Annotated in this window: 11 protein-coding genes; 4 read left to right on the forward strand and 7 right to left on the reverse strand. The window is 48.8% G+C overall.

Going from position 1 to position 18,412, the window contains the following annotated elements; all coding sequences use genetic code 11:
- Nucleotides 1-88: 88 nt before the first annotated feature.
- Genes mnhG through HP552_RS15235 form a run of 6 tightly spaced genes read right to left on the reverse strand, consistent with a single transcriptional unit; the run spans nucleotide 89 to nucleotide 5,997 of the window.
- Nucleotides 89-481 (reverse strand): monovalent cation/H(+) antiporter subunit G, encoded by a 393-nt coding sequence (gene mnhG / locus HP552_RS15210; RefSeq protein ID WP_175396266.1) that lies wholly within the window; start codon nucleotides 479-481, stop codon nucleotides 89-91.
- On the reverse strand, nucleotides 465-749 hold the full coding sequence (locus HP552_RS15215) for a Na(+)/H(+) antiporter subunit F1 (RefSeq protein ID WP_175396267.1): 285 nt from the start codon (nucleotides 747-749) through the stop codon (nucleotides 465-467). The genes mnhG and HP552_RS15215 overlap by 17 nt, the downstream gene beginning before the upstream one ends.
- Complete coding sequence (locus tag HP552_RS15220) at nucleotides 749-1,225, reverse strand: Na+/H+ antiporter subunit E (RefSeq protein ID WP_175396268.1); 477 nt, start codon at nucleotides 1,223-1,225, stop codon at nucleotides 749-751. The genes HP552_RS15215 and HP552_RS15220 overlap by 1 nt, the downstream gene beginning before the upstream one ends.
- Nucleotides 1,226-1,231: 6 nt before the next feature.
- Complete coding sequence (locus tag HP552_RS15225; RefSeq protein WP_175396269.1) at nucleotides 1,232-2,710, reverse strand: Na+/H+ antiporter subunit D; 1,479 nt, start codon at nucleotides 2,708-2,710, stop codon at nucleotides 1,232-1,234.
- Complete coding sequence (locus tag HP552_RS15230; protein WP_175396270.1) at nucleotides 2,703-3,041, reverse strand: Na(+)/H(+) antiporter subunit C; 339 nt, start codon at nucleotides 3,039-3,041, stop codon at nucleotides 2,703-2,705. The genes HP552_RS15225 and HP552_RS15230 overlap by 8 nt, the downstream gene beginning before the upstream one ends.
- Before the next feature lies 1 nt (nucleotide 3,042).
- Nucleotides 3,043-5,997, reverse strand: coding sequence for a Na+/H+ antiporter subunit A (locus HP552_RS15235; protein WP_175396271.1), 2,955 nt, complete (start codon nucleotides 5,995-5,997; stop codon nucleotides 3,043-3,045).
- Between the two features lie 317 nt (nucleotides 5,998-6,314).
- On the opposite strand from HP552_RS15235, the gene HP552_RS15240 reads away from it, so the two are divergent.
- Both HP552_RS15240 and HP552_RS15245 read left to right on the forward strand, forming a co-directional pair.
- Entirely contained in the window at nucleotides 6,315-7,976 is a 1,662-nt protein-coding gene (locus HP552_RS15240) for a sensor domain-containing diguanylate cyclase (protein ID WP_175396272.1), read from the forward strand.
- A gap of 40 nt (nucleotides 7,977-8,016) precedes the next feature.
- Complete coding sequence (locus HP552_RS15245) at nucleotides 8,017-8,538, forward strand: hypothetical protein (RefSeq protein ID WP_175396273.1); 522 nt, start codon at nucleotides 8,017-8,019, stop codon at nucleotides 8,536-8,538.
- A gap of 81 nt (nucleotides 8,539-8,619) precedes the next feature.
- Here HP552_RS15245 and HP552_RS15250 read toward each other — a convergent pair whose 3' ends face one another.
- Complete coding sequence (locus HP552_RS15250; protein WP_175396274.1) at nucleotides 8,620-9,744, reverse strand: GGDEF domain-containing protein; 1,125 nt, start codon at nucleotides 9,742-9,744, stop codon at nucleotides 8,620-8,622.
- Nucleotides 9,745-9,965: 221 nt separating this feature from the next.
- Here HP552_RS15250 and HP552_RS15255 point away from each other — a divergent pair, with 221 nt between their 5' ends.
- Both HP552_RS15255 and HP552_RS15260 read left to right on the forward strand, forming a co-directional pair.
- Nucleotides 9,966-16,685: a CLIPPER-2 domain-containing protein gene (locus tag HP552_RS15255; RefSeq protein WP_217506438.1), complete on the forward strand. Its 6,720-nt coding sequence runs from the start codon at nucleotides 9,966-9,968 to the stop codon at nucleotides 16,683-16,685.
- Nucleotides 16,682-18,373: a DUF11 domain-containing protein gene (locus tag HP552_RS15260; RefSeq protein WP_175396275.1), complete on the forward strand. Its 1,692-nt coding sequence runs from the start codon at nucleotides 16,682-16,684 to the stop codon at nucleotides 18,371-18,373. Before HP552_RS15255 ends, HP552_RS15260 begins: the two co-directional genes overlap by 4 nt.
- The last annotated feature ends 39 nt before the right edge of the window (nucleotides 18,374-18,412 follow it).

Genomic DNA, 18,412 nt, shown 5'->3' on the forward strand with positions numbered 1-18,412 from the left:
CCCAAAGCAACCCCGTAACATAGCGCACCTAGTGCGAATGCTGCGGGGTTGTTCATGGTTTTGTCCATATGAAAATGTACATTATCAGTCATTCCATCATGTCCTTGGCTTCATGGTTGACTTTTTTACCTTTGAGCAGCGGTTCTAGTTCATCCTGGACGCTCTGTTCCCAGAGCGGAACGTCCGTGCGATAGGCTGCACGTGCGTTCAGGTGACCGGCAACCGGGGCGGTAATGAAGACAAACAGAATACCGAGCAATACACGCGCACTGATATAGTTGTCGAAATACCAGAAGAAGAAAAACGTTCCGATGAGTACACAAAACACGCCGAGGGTGGTGCTTTTCGTTGCGGCATGTGCCCGCAGATAGACGTCTGGCAGTCGAATCAATCCAAATGCGCTGAGTGCGCTCAGCAAGGCCCCAAGTAAAACGATCAGACCGATCGCTATTTCAGCGGCTCCATTAACGATCTCCTTCATTTTTGAATACCGCCCCCCGTTCAATGTAACGTGCGAATGCTACTGTACTGAGAAAAGCAAGGATACCAATCAGCAATATGATATCAAGATAAGCCTGCGTATGGAGCATCATGGACAGAACGGCTACGACGGCAATGACGTTAATGCCAATCGTATCCAGGGCAGTGATCCGGTCAGCCATGGATGGTCCACGCAGCACGCGGTACAGACACCCCAGGATCGCCAGGGATAGCACAAGCAGGGAGAGGAATAACATTGAGGTTAACATTAACGCGTCACCTCCATTATGGCTTTTTCAAACGTGTTTTTGATATCGTCCCTCATTTTCTGCTCATCCTTGATGTCCAATGCGTGAATAAAGAGCTTCCGTTGATTCCCCGATATTTCAAGGGGCAGTGAGCCCGGTGTAAGCGAGATGAGCAGACATAAAAAGGTAACCTCCCAATCAGAGGACAACTGCGTTCGATAGGTGAAAATACCGGGCCGAATTTCCAGTTTGGGCTTAATAATCTGGCGGATGACTTCAACGCTGGCCCGAATCAGCTCCTTGAACAGCAGGAAGATCAGTTTGATGATGGCCCAGACTCGCACAATATAGAAGCGCTGGGGGAAGAATCGCCGCATACTGCCGATTAGCAGCAGTCCCAGCAGATAACCAATTAGAAAACCAACACCGTCCCAAGCGTTATTCAAAAACATCCATACAAAGGCAATAATGAGATTTAATACAATCTGAAAGGCCATAAACATCTACTCCTTCAATACGGCATCAATATAAATATTGGGATGCAGTAGAATGTCGCCTGCGCGGGCGGTCAGCTGGAACATCCCTTCAGCGCCCAAGCCCATTACGATGATGAATATAAACAAAATTCCGGCAGGGATTAACAGCCCGTTCACGGCATAGGGCCGTCTAATAACACCTGCTGGCGGTTCGCCCCAGAACGCCTGAATGAAAATGCGCAGAACCGAGTAGAGCATCAGCAGGCTGGAGAGTACCGCTATTCCTGTAAGACCGTACAGACCGGCTTGCAGGCCGCCTTCGAAGAGCAGCAGTTTACCCGGGAAACCACTGAACGGAGGGATACCTGCCAGTGCAAGTGCGCTGATGAAGAACATCCAGCCAAGCAGCGGATAGCGATGAATCAGACCACCCATGTTGTCGAGTTTGGACGTACCCGCAACTGCGATCAGGGCACCTCCCAGCAGGAAGAGCAGTGTTTTGATCAGCATATCATGCAGCATGTAGAAGAGCAGACCTTCCAGAGCCTGACGACTTGCTGCGGCCATGCCGAAGGCGACAAATCCAACACCTGCAACAACGTTATAGACCAGAATTTTGTTCACGTCACGATAAGAGATGGCTCCAATTACACCTAGAATCATGGTTGCGCCAGCCATCCATCCGATCAGTGCATTAAAGAAGTCCGGATCATGGTAGAAAATAAGTGTGAATGTACGCACAATCGCATATAGTCCCACTTTGGTTAGCAACCCGGCGAACAGAGCCGTTACCACAGCTGGGGGAGCAGCATAGGAACCTGACAGCCAGAAGAACAGGAACAGACCCGCCTTGATGCTGAAGACGATGAGAAACAGAACCGCAATCAGTGTAATCACACCACTCTGCCCCACCTCGGCAATCCGAGTGGACAAGTGTGCCATGTTCAGCGTGCCTGTTATGGAATAAAGGAAGCCGATGGAGGCGACAAATAATGCGGAAGAAACAATATTAATCAGAACATATTTGATCGTTTCCCGCAGTTGTCTTTCCGTTCCTCCAAGTACGATTAGCGCATAAGAAGAAATGAGCATGAGTTCGAAACAGACAAAGAGGTTAAACAGGTCGCCTGTCAGAAAAGAACCATTTACGCCTGCAATCAGAAAATGAAAGAAGACGTAAAAATGATGTTCTTCCCGCTCCTTGTTTATACTTCGAAAGGCATAGAGCAGACATGCCAGTGCTATGATAGAAGCAGCTATAACGAGCAGGGCAGATACCATATCGGCAACAAGTACGATACCGTATGGCGGAGCCCAACCGCCCATATTCAGGGTCTGTACACCTGAACTCGCCACTTGTGTAATTAATACGGTTGATGCAGCAGCCGTTAATAGAAGTCCGATGACGCTGACGATACGCTGGATACGGATCTTCCGGAAAAACAGAATGGCAATAACACCTGTTATCAACGGCAGCAGTAATGGTAAAACGACGAGATTATTCATATGGACGCCCCCTTACTTCTTCCATATCATCCGTTCTCAGCTTCAAATAGGAACGGTACGACAGAACAAAGAAGAAGGCGGTTAACCCGAAATTGATCACGATGGATGTCAAAATCAGTGCTTGAGGCAGCGGATCGACATAGCTTTCTGCCTTTTCCCCAAGCAAAGGAGGGGCACCTGTTTTAAGCCGTGACATCGTCATCAGAAGCATATGCACCCCATGGGTAAGGATGGACATGCCCAGCACGATTCGGAGCAGGCTCCGTGACAAGATTAAAAAGACGGCGACGGCAAACAGAATGCCTACAGCAACGCACATCAATATTTCCATATCAGCGATCCTCCCCGATCTGTAGAATGATATTCATGGTGACGCCAAGGACAGCGATATACACGCCGAGATCGAACAGCATGGCGGTGGCGAGCTCGGTCTCTCCCAGCAAAGGCAGTTCGAAATAACCAAAGGTCTGGCTGAGGAAAGGTGCGCCGAATAAAAAGGAACCTGCTCCCGTCAACAGGGCGATGGCTAATCCGACGGCTGTCAAGCTGCGAAAGTCAATGGGCAGCGCTTTACGTACCGTATCTGTACTGAATGCTAGAGCAATCAGGACGAGTGCAGCAGCGGTGACCAATCCACCTATAAAACCTCCACCCGGATTATGATGTCCAGCGAAGAACAAATGCAGTGCAAAGGTGAGGATGATAAACACAACCACTTTGGTGGTCGTTTGCAGCAGCACGTCGTTACTCTGCAGCGGCACTGTATCCCAGGTGGAAGAGCTGCGCTCCTGGTTTCCATATTTTTTCGTATTATCTGCTTCGTCATCCAGATGTTTATCGTTTTCTTGGGTATTTTCTTTTTTCCGGAATTTCAACCGGGCTCCGAGATCCTTCGCTTCAAGATTCAGGTTGATCATGGAGTAGATGGATAACGAGGCAACCCCCAGCACCATAATTTCCAGCATGGTATCAAACCCACGGAAGTCCACCAGCAGCACGTTGACAACGTTTTTGCCACCTGCCAGATTGTAGCTTTCTTGAACGAAGAAGTTGGAAATGCTCTCCAATGAAGCTGTTCCGCTTACGGCGAGGGCTACAAAGGTCATCACAATACCAACTGCTATGGCTACGATCATATTTACACTCAGATATCTGCGGCTGGATCGCCCACGTTGAAGCTCAGGCAGATGGTAGAAGCATAGCAAGAACAGGGCAACTGAGACGGTCTCTACAATCATCTGGGTCAATGCCAGATCGGGCGCACGAAACAATACGAACAGCAGGGTCACAAGGTAACCGACAGCACCTGTCATGATAACAGCAGACAATCTGTTTTTGGCAAAAGGAATGGAGACTGCAGCTGCGATCAGTGCAATAAGCAGAACCGCTTCATAGAAAGAGAACGGAGCATGCCCTTTGAAATTCCAGGTAATATTTTCGCCTGAACGGAAAAAGGCATAAACGAGCAAGGCAACGGTGAACGAGAAAATGTACACCAGATAGTTTCGAACAGATCCGTTCATATAAGCTTCTGTCCATTTGCGGGCATAATGCTGCACATTGTCGAGAACAACATGGTAGATGTTGTTAATCGTCAAGCCCTGCGGGTAGTGTTCATAAATATTTTTCCAGCGCGGCAACAGCTTATACAATGTAACCCCAAGAAAAACCACACCAATAGTCATGATTAGTTCAGGCGTAATTCCGTGCCACAGAGAGAAATGCACATCAAAGTGCTCTTTGCCATCCAAAAGGGCTGGAAGTACCGAGGCCATCGCCGGCTCAATGAGTGATCCAGCCAGCAGATTCGGGAAAAGACCGAATGTAATGACGAGTACACCGAGGATAACCGGAGGAATCAGCATGCCAACCGGAGCTTCATGCAGCTTCTCTACTGGAAGTTCACTGCGACGTTGACCGAGGAATGTTTTGAACACAATAATAAGCGCGTAGATCAGGGTGAACACACTGGCAAGCCAAGCGAGTACTGGTAATAGTACACTCCACGAACCGAGACCGAATATTCGCAAATGAGTCACTTCCACCATGGCTTGGAAGAACAGCTCCTTGCTCAGAAATCCGTTAAAGGGTGGGATGCCAGCCATGGCAAGTGTACCGACGAGCGCTACCGTGAACGTGATTGGCATAAAGGAAGCCAGTCCTCCGAGCTTGCGAATATCGCGTGTACCCGTTTCATGATCCACAATGCCGGCAACCATGAAGAGAGCTGCCTTGAAGGTCGCATGATTGAACAAATGGAGCAAAGCGGCTGTCGTTGCAACGGTATAAACGGCAGAGGACGCGCCGTAACCGAAGTAAAGAGCAGCTGAGCCGACGCCAAACAGTGACATGATTAATCCGAGTTGTGAAATTGTGGAATAGGCAAGAATTGCTTTGAGGTCGTTCTTTTTCACAGCAAGGAATGATCCGTAACATAAAGTCAGGAGACCTACGCCTGTAACAAGCCAAAACCACGTTCCTTGTCCACCGAAGATTGGAGTAAACCGTGCAACGACGTATATCCCTGCCTTAACCATGGTGGCCGAATGCAGGTATGCACTGACGGGTGTCGGAGCTTCCATTGCATCCGGCAGCCAGATATGAAACGGAAATTGCGCGGATTTGGTAAATGCGCCGATTAGAATCAGTACAAGTGCAGGCAAGAATAATGCGCTCTCCTGAATCTGTCCCCATTCCGTAATGGTTGCACGGATGCTGAACGTCCCGGTCATCAGGTACATCATCATGAATCCGGCAAGCATGGCGAAACCGCCAAATACGGTGATCAGAAATGACTTCTGTGCCCCGGATGTGGAGGCTTTGCGTTTGTAATGAAAGGCGATCAGCAGGAATGAGGTAATACTTGTGAGTTCCCAGAATCCATATAATACAATCATGTTGTCAGACAACACGACGCCAAGCATGGCCCCCATAAACATGAGCAAATACAGGTAGAAGCGATTCAGGTCTTCTTTTTGATCCATGTAAAAAATGGAGTAGAACACCACCAAAACCCCGATACCTGTAATTAACAGGGTCAACAGCAAACTTAAACCATCAAGATATAGATTAAATCCAATGTCCAGTGACGGAATCCAAGGGATATACCCGGATACCGGGTTCCGCTGAGACACGGCAGGAATAAGGCTCGCAAAATATACGAACAACACCGTCGGAACAATAAGAACCGGCCATCCCATATGTATTTTACGGAAGAAGCGGTTCAACATCGTAAGCAAAATTCCCATCGCAAAAGGGAAAATAACAGCAAGATGAAGCAGGCTCAATATTACACCCCCCAATTCTAGTTGAAGTTCTCTCTGTATGACTAACATGCTGATCGTCATCTCATCATAGGATGATATGCTTGCTCTCTATATTCATAACCCAAGTATGTATATACAGAATCGTGACTATTCTTTGAATGGAAGAAATGAGGAGTCACTGGTTAATAACAACAACATAACTTTGGATGTGACTTGTATAATAAAACAGGGCATGATTTCCGATAAAGATGAAAACGAACAGGTGACATCCCATGGATCCTTTGCAGCACGTCCAGTGTTGAAAAGAAAGATGGTTTCACCGATTTCTGGAGGCCAACATGTCCTACAAACTTAGAACCATACTTACCATGACCTTCGCCGTGTTATCCTTGCTGGTAACGTTAACGATCGGTTATATTTTTAGTCAAAAATCAGCGGTCGCTGTGGAAACGGAAATCGGGCATTCTCTGACCAGCACCGCTTCCCAAACAGCGGACAAGCTGGATCGCTTCATGTGGGCGCGGTCCGGAGAACTGGATCTTCTTGGCCAGATGGCCGGGCTGGAAGACCGTTATGAACCTGCTGATATCCAGATGCTGCTGAATCAGCTACAGAATAGCTTTCCCTCATTCTCCTGGGTTGGATTCATGGATCCGAAGGGAAAAGTTTTGGCTTCAACGGATGGCATATTGCGTGGTGAAAATTTGTCTGAACGACCTGTGTATCAGGAAGGCATCAAGGGTAAATTTATTGGAGACGTACATAACGCGGTACTTCTGGCCAAACTGCTTCCGAACCCTTCAGGTGAGCCGCTGCAATTTGTCGATATCAGCTTTCCCCTGAAATATAAAAACGGCGAGGTTGCAGGCGTGCTCGCTGCACATTTAAGCTGGGCGTGGGCAAAAGAGGTGGAAAAGGGCGTCCTGGAGCCTATGAAATATCAGGAGAAAGACATTGAAATGTTTATCGTTAGCAACAGAGAGCACACGGTGCTGCTTGGTCCGGAGGAATGGGTTGGTAAACCACTGGAATTGTCGGAGATGAAGGCAGCGGAGATTAACAAGACAAGCTGGTCCATCGAAAAGTGGGCTGACGGAAAGGAATATGTTACCGGACTCGCCTACAGCCAGGGGCATCTGGATTATCCGGGCCTCGGATGGACTATTGTCGTTCGTCAGCTCAAGTCAACGGCTTTTGCTTCCGTATCCGACATGTTATGGTTTAATGTTTGGTCGGGACTTGCAGTTACCGTATTGTTTGCACTCATTGGCTGGTTGATTTCCCGGCGAATCTCCTTTCCGATTACACGCTTGACTCAAGTGGCAGACCAGCTTCGTGCAGGTGATCAGGTACAGGTTCCGGAGAACAGGGGGATCAAGGAGATTGAAGTGTTATCCATGTCACTTAGGGACATGCTGACCACGTTGACCAATAAAGATTCGGAACTGGTCTTCATGCAGAACTTGGCTCATTATGACCAACTGACAGGTTTGCCTAACCGGACAGCGCTCGAAGTGTACCTGGAGGAATCTCTTGTCTCAGAGAGTGCCGATCATACACTGACGTTCCTTTATCTGGATCTGGATGGATTCAAACGGGTAAATGACACTCTTGGACATCAAACCGGGGACGTCCTGCTCCAAAAAGTGGGTCAGCGCCTGATGGCCCTTAGCCATGACAAGGGTATTACGGTTCGACTTGGAGGAGATGAATTCCTCATTGTCCTTCGATCTATCGGGACTGATCCAAAAGAAGAAGCGAGTGTTTACGCGGAAAAAATTATCCAGAGTCTGAATAAACCATTTATTATTGAATATGAACGGATTCGCATTGGCTGCAGTATCGGTGGTGCCGAGTATCCGACAAACAGCGACAATCCGAGTGGAATTATCCGTATGGCTGATGAAGCATTGTATGAATCGAAGCGTTCGGGCAAGAATAAAATGACATTCTATGTGGATTTGAAGAAGGATCATGAAGAACAGGATACGAATAAATAGCTGAAGTTGAACATGAACATACACGGACAGGAGGGATAACATGTCTGGAAAATATGCTTCGGTTCCTTACGGTTACGAGCCGCCACCGGCAAGCCGGAAAGGTACACTGATTTTCTATGATTCATTCGAGCATGTAACAGACGAGCAGCTTGAACGTGCAACAGTCGCTGCAGATACGCGTTCGTTTACACAGCTGGTTCTCTATCCGCTGCATGAGAGCACGGTCAAGCGAATGAGCAAGGATGGAGTACAGGCCTATTATAAAAGGGAGGATCGCCTTCATGACTGGAGGAGAGATCATATGGAATTCCACATCAAAGTCGAGGGGCTGGAAGGCAAGAGGAAGAAGTATACGCCAATTGATTCTGCTCTGCGTCATTTGACGTCTGAATATCCGGCACCTCATTTTCTGTATATGACCGTTGAAATGGCCAATCTGTTTGCTTCGTTTGACTCATTCAAGGATTGGATTACGAAACTGCGTCTCCTTATCGATGGCCAGACGGATTCCCTTCATCCTAAACTCGAACAATACGCTCATCGCTGGGAATGGGCGGATTAATCACATATTGTGAAAAAAAGTTGTACTGCACAACCGAATTCGGTTCGCGGTACAACTTTTTGGTGTCTCTTTTATTTTTTTCTAAACCTGAACAAGGTCAAGGGAGGTAACGGTTTTATTTTTACCTGTTCGCTTCGCTGCGTACAAGCAGGCATCCACCTCTTCGAACAGCTTCTCTTTGGTAAGACGTGCACTGAAACTTTTGAGTCCGACGCTTACGGTAATCGGTTCCCCTTCCAGTTCCAAATGGCCCATTAGGGCAATTTTTTGACGAATCTGTTCCACAAGTGCATATGCCTGTTCGAAAGACTGTTCAAACATAAGCAAGGCGAATTCTTCGCCACCGTAGCGTGCTGCAATATCGCTTGAAGTGATATTCTCCTGAATCACCAATGAAACTTTCTCCAAAATGGTATCTCCTACCCGGTGACCATAGGTGTCATTAATCGATTTGAAATCATCAATATCAATCAGAGCCAAATGAAGACTCATCCCGCTCTTGGCATATTCATACGCTTTATCGTAATAATCTTTGAAAGAACTCTGATTATACAGGTTGGTAAGTCCATCTGTTTTGGACTGTTTGGTCATAATTGCATTCCGCACGATCAGTTCCTGCTTGGCCAGCATGCTGTCCTTCAGATCATCCAGCACCTCCACGCCGCTTGTGACAATGACCTGGGCTACATATGTACCCACAATCAGAAAGGCTGGAATGGAGACCATGTCAAAAGAAGTCAGATAGGAACGATAACCTGAATCAAAAAGAACCAAAACATAACCAGTCGTTTGCATTAAACATGCAATCCAGACACGCTTTTTGCTGAAAAACAAAACGGAAGTGAAAATGGGAAGTAGGCTAATTGCTTGAATAATACGAATGTCATAATTGACATGAATGATGGTCCACGCAACAACTGTACTGGCCGCCGACATGGCATAGAATGAAAATGAGCTGAAGCGCCGGTCGATCCAACTGGCAATTAGAATGGAAGCAATACTTGAGGCAGTGGGCCAGAATAAAACATGAATCATGAAATCTTCGGGAGTCCGATCATAGTCCAGAAAAAGAAAACAGCCGATCTGAACAACGAAATGTGTGATTACGACAACCCAATAGGCACGGAGCATTTTTTTGATCCATTTGGAATGCTTGAATTCATACTCTGTTGGAATATGGCTGCTATGTGTTGAAAAACTCTTCATATATCACCGCTGACTGCATCATAATGATACGACAGAATTACTCTCGTATTAGTTGATTATAAAACAGATTGTGCAAAACGCAAATCTTTAAATTATATGGTGAAAACAAAGTTGACATATGTGACAGGAACGGGACAGAAAGTTTTCAAAGGGACAAACAAATTACGGATGGAACATCATAGACTGGATCAAGGCTCCGTTTCATATGATTGCAATCCTTGATGAAGGAGGTGATCTCTATTCCTCTTGTCGTTCGTTCAACTGTCAACGCTACGGGAGCAATAACATTTACGGGTAACACGCTTGGGCTAAGTCGTTCCGATACGACTGGGGTTCCCGGTACACAGGACAGTATAGGGGCTTTCACCACGACCAATGCCTCCGTAAGTTTTGGGACGTATCCATTGGGTACAACAAGCTTGTATCAGAGCAATAGCTCCGCTGCAGTTCTTGTTCTTCCTGCAGGCAGTACTGTATTATATGCAGAATTGATCTGGGGCGGAAGCTATATTAATGGCAATGTAAATTTGAGCGCAGCCATTAACAATCCGGTAACTTTTATCACACCTGCAGGGACATCCAGCATTACTCCTGACCCGGCGACATCTAATCAATTTGATCTGGGGAACGGCGCAGCCGGGTATGTGCGTTCAGCGAATGTTACGACGCTTGTACAAAATGGGGGGGCGGGTACATATAGCACTGGAGCCGTAGTGGGAACGATCGTCATCAACAACGATTCCACAGCCAATCATGCTGGCTGGACACTTGGAGTCATTTATCAAAATCCCAATTTGCCTTTTCGAAACATGTCATTGCGTGCTGGCGGAGTACTTGTCCAATCGACTTCTGCACCTGTAGTCACCACACTGACAGGATTTGCAACTCCCATTTCTGGTGCGCTCGGAGGAAGAGCCCTGTTCAGTGCACAGGAGGGGGACGCGAACCGGACAGGAGATCAGGCATTATTCGGACCAACCTCTGCTACCTCGGTTGCTTTGTCCGGACCCAACAATTTTGCTGCCAACTTTTTTGCATCACAAATCAACGGAGATACTGGAGCACTCAACACCACAGGCACATTTGGCAATCGGAACCAGGTCAATGGCGCTCCAGGCTCAAATATTTCCGGTGGACGCCAAGGCTGGGATATTACCAATGTGGATGTGTCAGCGAGACTGATTAATAATCAGTCTTCAGCCGTGTTGACGTTAACGACCTCGGGAGATGCCTACATCGTTAACGGCAATGCCATTCAGGTTGATATTAATGCACCCAGAATTACAGTGGCGAAAGGGACGGCAGCCTCCGGTGCGGTAGCAGGAGATAGCATTCTCTATACGGTCACCGTCACCAATGCAGGTACTGCCAGTGCGGCCAGTGTGGTTTTATCCGATTCATTGCCTTCAGGGCTTACCTTTATTCCAGGGAGTGTCACGGTTGCAGGTGTATCTCGTCCAACACTTGATGTGACTGCTGGCATTCCACTGGGTTCATTAAACCTGTCCAGCAATATTGTCGTTACCTATCGAGCACTCATCGGTCAGGATGCAAGCATCCTGCAGCTGGTGAATTCGGCAAATGCGGCCTTTACTTTTCAAAGTGTGGCAGGAGGACCGATCATTACAGGCGTTATTCCGTCCAATAACTCCACACTCCCTGTATATTCACCTAACCTGTCCATTGTGAAGTCGGCGAGTACAACCAATGCCACGGTGGGTGACCTGGTAACGTACACGCTTCAGGTGAACAACGGAGGGAATGTTGCAGCGAGCGTTACATTGACAGATAACATTCCCAGTGGCAGCTCGTATGTAGCAGGCAGCTTCCGCCTGAACGGAAATGTTATTGCAGGTGCCAATCCGGCCACCGGTGTGAATTTGGGCAGCCTTGCTGCAGGCAGCGCGAATACCGTAACCTTTCAAGTGCTCGTCACAAGCTTGCCGACGCCTCCAACCCTAGTGGATCAGGCCACCGCTTCCTATTCCTTCAACTCGCCTGACGGACGAACCATAACGGGTACAGTAGCATCGAACACCCTGACGATTCCGGTGACTTTACCCAATGTAACTGCAGTTAAATCGGCTTCGGTCAGCGATGTAGCCGTAGGGGAGACATTCACCTATACCGTGGTGACCACGAACGGCGGTATTCAGCCGATTAACAATGTGATTCTTACGGATTCTCTCCCTACAGGAACAACATTTGTTCCTGGAAGTGTGACTGTTAGGGGAGGGGCAGTAGCATCGGCTAACCCGAACAGTGGTATCTCAATTGGAACCCTGACTGCAGGAAGCTCCGCGACGGTGACGTTTCAGCTTACTGTTCAATCCTTACCTGCATCAGGTTCGCTGCTTAATCGGGCTTCTGTGTCCTATAGTTCAGGTGCATTTACGGGGATTTCCAACTCCAATTCGATTACAACTCCTGTGTACCAGCCGATCATCGCCATCAACAAGTCGGTGAGTCAAACGAATGAGACATTGGGAGATCAGCTTGCCTACACACTGGTGGTGACAAACAGCGGCAACATAGGGGCTCAGGTTACGGTGACCGATACGATTCCGGCTGGACTGACATTTGTCCCGAATTCAGTAACGGTGAATGGTACTGCACGTCCGGGAACCAGTCCACTAACCGGAATAACGCTGGGCAGCCTCTTGCCAGGAGCCATGGCAACAGTGGTGTTTCGTGCTACTCTCAATACACTGCCATCTCCGCCCACACTGGAGAATCAGGGTACTGCAGCGTTTACGTACCAACTACCGAGTGGGAGGAATCTCTCAGGCAGCAGCCAGTCCAATATCGTTCGCATATCTGCCTCAGCCCCGAATATCTCCATTAGCAAAACTGTGAATACACCAGATGCGACTGTAGGAGATGTACTTACCTACACCGTTATTGCAACGAACGCGGGAATCAGTGCAGTACAAAATCTCGTTATTTCGGATACACCGTCCGGCTCAGAGTTTGTACCAGGCAGTGTCACCATCAATGGAACCGCTGCCGGAAGCGCAAGCCCCGTTTCGGGAATTGCTGTTGGAACTTTGAACAGCTCAAGTAGTGTGACTGTGACCTACCAGGCTAGAGTAACATCCGTTCCGTCCACAGGTTCGGTAACCAATCGGGCAAGTGCTGCATTTACATCAGGCAGTTTTAATGGCGTTTCTTCATCCGTCACGGTAAGTACACCCATATTCCAGCCTGTAATCCAAGTGGTAAAGTCAGCAAGCACAACCAATCTGACGGTGGGCGATTCTTTTAATTACAGTCTTCAGATCACCAATACAGGCAATATTGCTGCAACAGTTACCTTGACGGATCCGATCCCGGCAGGAGCTGTATTCAGTACGAACAGCGTCATTATTAATGGCGTACCTACGCCTGGTGTTAGCCCGGCAACAGGAATTAATCTAGGGTTGATCGCGGCTGGCTCAAGCGCAACGGTCACTTTTGTAGCAACGGTCACAAGTTTGCCTGAATCAAGGCAGTTGACTAACCAGGCGGTCGCTTCATTCAACTACACTCTTCCAAGTGGAAGAACGATTGCCGGTTTCTCGTCTTCGAACACCATCACTATTCCCGTCTCTCTTCCCAATGTAACGATTGTTAACAGTGACAATGTAGAGTACGGCGTAGTTGGGGATGTCATCAGGTACACATCTGTTATTCGCAACAATGGAACCGTAGCCGTTAACAATGTGGTATATGTCAACCCTCTTCCTCCGAATACCCCATTTGTACCCGGAAGCGTCATTGTGAACGGGACTTCATTCCCGCTCTCCAATCCGACCGCCGGCATTCCAATCGGTACGTTGGCTCCAGGAGCTGAGGTTACCGTAACTTTTGAGGTGACGATTACTATGCCGATTCCTTCGCAGATTAACAATCAGTCGACGGTCAGCTTCACATCCGGTTCATTCTCGGGGTCATCATCGTCCAATACGACAGAGACTCCGGTCATTCAACCGCAGATTGCACTTGTCAAAACGGCCAACACAGTAAATGCGACTGTAGGTGATACGGTCATCTACACGGTGACTGTCAGCAACACAGGCAATTTGCAGGCTAATGTTACCGTCACAGATACCATTCCTGCTGCAACTTCTTTTGTAGCCAACAGTGTTGTGGTATCTGGTGTGCCGCAGCCAGGAGCATCGCCTGGAACAGGCATTTCGGTAGGCGTTGTAGCAGCGGGAGCGACAGCGGTTGTCACGTTTGCGGTTGTCGTGGATACCCTTCCGTCACCGCAGCAGCTAAGCAACTTTGCGACATCTTCCTTTACCTTTACACCGCCTGATGGACGAACCTTAACAGGAACAGCCACCTCGAATACGCTGACGTTTCCGGTCTCATCTCCAAACGTTGCTGTCGTTAAAAGTACAACTTCGACTGCGGCTGCTGTAGGCGACACTGTTAATTACTCCATTCTGGTAACAAACAGCGGTATAGCTCCGGTAAACAATATTCAGTTGTCGGATCCGATTCCTGCTGGAGCATCCTTTGTCACAGGCAGTGTGACGGTGAACGGGGTTGCGCAACCCGCAGCCAATCCGGCTGGGGGGATATCGCTGGGGACACTTGCTCCAGGAGCCTCCGCAACCATTACTTTCAGTATCCGTGTCGACGCGATTCCGCCAAGCGGCCAGCTGAGCAATCGGTCCACAGTGAGTTTTACTTCAGGGGCATTCTCAAGCACGACATTTTCCAACACGGTGGTTACGCCAGTATTTCAGCCGATTCTCTCGGTACAAAAGACAGCAAGTACACAAAACGCTACGGTCGGCGATACGGTTAGCTACACGGTCAACGTGTCCAATACGGGCAACTATGGTGCCCAGATTAACCTGACGGACAATATCCCTGCGGGAACCATTCTCGTTCCGAACAGTGTCATTGTGAATGGTCAGCCGCTGCCTGCCGCGAATCCAGCCACAGGCATTGCAGCAGGGACTATCGCAGCTGGTGCAACAACAACCATTACCTTTTCTGTGGTTATTGATACCTTGCCATCTCCACAGCAGCTGGTGAATCAGGCTTCGGTTGCTCTTTCCTTCACATTACCTGACGGAAGGACCATTACAGGTTCGGTGCTTTCCAACGTACTGACCATTTCGGTCTCGGCTCCGGACGTCGATGTGGTGAAATCGACGACGTCAACGGCGGTATCTGTCGGTGATATTGTGACATACAGTGTTGCAGTAACGAATAACGGAATTGCGACGGTGAACAATGTAGTCTTCACGGATGCAGTACCGGCAAGCACTGTCCTTGCGCCAACCGGCGTATTCGTAGATGGTGTGCTCCGCCCGGGGGCCAACCCTTCCACTGGAATAACCATCGGTTCCATCGCGCCTGGTGCTACCGTGACCGTTGTATTTAGTGTGCAGGTTACTTCACTCCCGGCAAGTGCGGTTTTGAACAATCAGTCCACAGTCAGCTTTACATCAGGCGTGTTCTCAGCCACAACATTTTCCAATACGGTTACAACGCCGGTGTATCAGCCGATCCTGACGGCGGTCAAGACGGGGGATCAGTCGATAGCCACGGTAGGAGATACCGTTGTGTACAGCATCGCCATCTCCAATGCGGGGAACTATGGGGCATCCGTTACGTTGACCGATACAATCCCAGCCGGAACCGAGCTTGTACCGAATAGCGTTATTATCAATGGTGCATCAGCACCGGGTGCTGATCCTGCCTCGGGTATTCCGCTGGGCGTCGTTTCGACAACGACCATGGTCATGTTCTCGGTCGTCATTGTCACCCTTCCTTTGAGCCAGTCCATAACGAATCAGGCTTCCGCAACCTTTACGTATACGCTGCCAGACGGAAGAACACTGGGTGGCAGTTTAACATCCAATTCACTCAACATCCAGGTGTCTGCTCCGGATGTAAGTGTAACGAAGACGACAACTGCGGTAGATGCGGTGGTTGGTGATACGATCGTATACGAAATGGTTGTAACCAACAACGGAATCGATCCCATTAACAATGTGGTGTTGAGCGATCCGATCGATCCTGCCACAACATTTGTCACTGGAAGTGTTCTGGTGGACGGCGTACAGCGTGCCTCGGCCAATCCCGCCTTGGGAATCGCTCTCGGCACAATTGCACCCGGCGCATCAGTGGCAGTATCCTATGCCGTCCGCGTCAATTCGCTTCCTGCACCACCAGTTGTAAGCAGTCAATCATCCGTAAGCTTCACTTCGGGTGTCTTCTCGGGAGCTTCATACTCGAATACAGTGGTCACACCGATCTATCAACCGATTATTGCCGTGTCCAAGACGGCAAGTACGTCCAATGCAACGATCGGTGACACCATCGTTTATTCTTTCTCCATCAATAATAGCGGAAATCTTGCTGCAAATCTGACATTGACGGATAACATCCCGGATGGAGCTGTGCTTCTTCCGAACAGTGTCCTGATTGATGGTGTTCCACAGCCAGGTGCCAATCCGGAAGCCGGAATTGTGGTGGGTACCATACCACCAGGTGGCTCCGTTAATGTGACAGTCACCCTGGAAGTTACTGTGGATTCATTACCGCAGAATCAGCAGCTGATCAATCAGGCCGTGGCCAATTATACATTCAGTCCGCCGGATGGCCGTCAGTTGACGGGTACCGTTTCTTCCAACGTTCTGGTGATTCCTGTATCTGCACCAAACGTAACTGTTGTCAAAAGCACTGACGCCATTGATGCTGTGGTCGGTGATGTGATCACCTATACGGTTGTTGTCACGAACGCTGGCATTGAAGTGGTCAATAATGTGGTCATGGTGGACCCAGTACCAGTAGGAACGGTGTTTGTAACCGGAAGCGTAACGGTGGATGGAGTGCCAAGGCCAACCGGCAATCCGAATACGGGAATAACGCTCGGATCGATCGCTGCTGGTGCTTCGGTTACCGTTACATTCAGAGTAGAGGTCGTGGTGATATGAGCCAATCTTCCGGTCCGTTGTCCCACTGGCTACAGAATCAGTCACTGGTTCGATTCAGCACGGGTATGACTGAACTGGAACAGGTGGCTTATTCCAACACCGTAGTTACACCATGGGTTGGGCCCAGACTTGAAGTGAGAAAGGGCTGCAATGTGACTGTTGCTGCACTGGGGCAGTCACTAACTTACCAGATTGAGATTATGAATACGGGGAATCGAACAGCCATCGTTTATGTAGTCGATCCGCTTTCGGAAGATACGTCACTCCTTCCGAACAGTGTACTTCGCGATGGCATTCCGTTACCGGGGGCATCACCCGAACTTGGGCTGCCTCCTGCGGAGGTGGCACCGGGAGCCACAATGCGCTACCACTTTCAAGTGGCCATTGTGCGTTTGCCTACGTCACTGAAGCTGTTCAATCAGGCGCAGGTAAATTATGAATTTTTAACCCCAGAAGGCAGAACGGTTACAGGCAGAGAACTTTCCAACACGGTTGAGGTCACCCTCGCATCATCCCGTTTGGAGGTAGCCCTTCAGACAGATCATATACAGACCTTCTCGGGGGATATTGTTTTGTACAGTGTCGTTGTAAGCAATCCGGGATTTTTGACAGCTGCTGGTGCCAGGGTGACTGTTGCTTTGACCCCAGGGCTGGTGTTTATTCCTGCAAGTGTCGTCATTAATGGCATGTTCGCTCCCCAGATGACACCGGATTCCGGGATAGAAATCGGGGACATCCAGCCTGGAAGTTCCGTTCGCATTCAATATCGGGTCCAGGTGGTTGCGGTAAGGGATGCAGAGAGCATACCAACTCAGGCGGTGCTGGAGTATACTTCTGCAGGCGGGGAGGAAACCGTTTATTCAAACGAAGTCACACTTGAGGTAATCCAGCCTTTGATTTCCATCTATAAAAGAGTACTTCCGGTGAATGCCTCGGCCGGGGATATTGTGCGATATGACATTACCATTTCGAATGAAAGCAATTATGCGGTGGATGCCAAAGTATCGGATTCACTGCCTGCTGGAATGACTTTTGTGGAAGGAAGTCTCGGCTGGAATGGTGTCAAACGTCCCGGGGCCAATCCGGTCAAAGGATTTAACCTGGGAACACTGACTGCACGGTCTGTCATCAATATTCAATTTGAAGCCAAAATTGCGGAGCAAGGAGCAGCGCAGCCTAATCACTTCGAGCTGGTTAATCAGGCGCGTCTCCTGTATACGTATCGGCTGCCGGATTCACGAATGGTACAGCGTATGGCAGCCTCCAATGAAGCAACAGTCTACCTGAAAAGCCCGATCATCAAGGTATATGTCGAAGTGATACCCGTTTTAATCGAACAGGGCGGATCAGTTACTTTTCAAGTCCGAGTTGAGAATACAGGTTCTCTGTCTGCTCGAGTACAACTCGCAGGAGTTCTTCCTCCGGGAGCCAAATGGCGAGGTCAAGCAGAAGGTCAAGTCAAGTGGAGTATCCCCCGATACTCTACGCCAAGGTATCTGCATTTGGGGGAGCTGGGGCCGGGGGCAGAGAGAAACATATCCTATGCAGCACAACTGTCTCCGGAAGAGACGGGAATGCTGAAAGGTTTCCTGACTGCTATGTTTACGTATGAAATAAACGGGCAGAAACGAAGCGGCGAAGCAAGGTCGAACGAGTACACCATCGTTATAGAATACGGTGAAGAATAGTGTCCAGCAGCTTACAATGATGAATTGGAAAATTTGCAC

The organism is Paenibacillus xylanilyticus, from assembly GCF_013359935.1.
Classification (GTDB): domain Bacteria; phylum Bacillota; class Bacilli; order Paenibacillales; family Paenibacillaceae; genus Paenibacillus; species Paenibacillus xylanilyticus.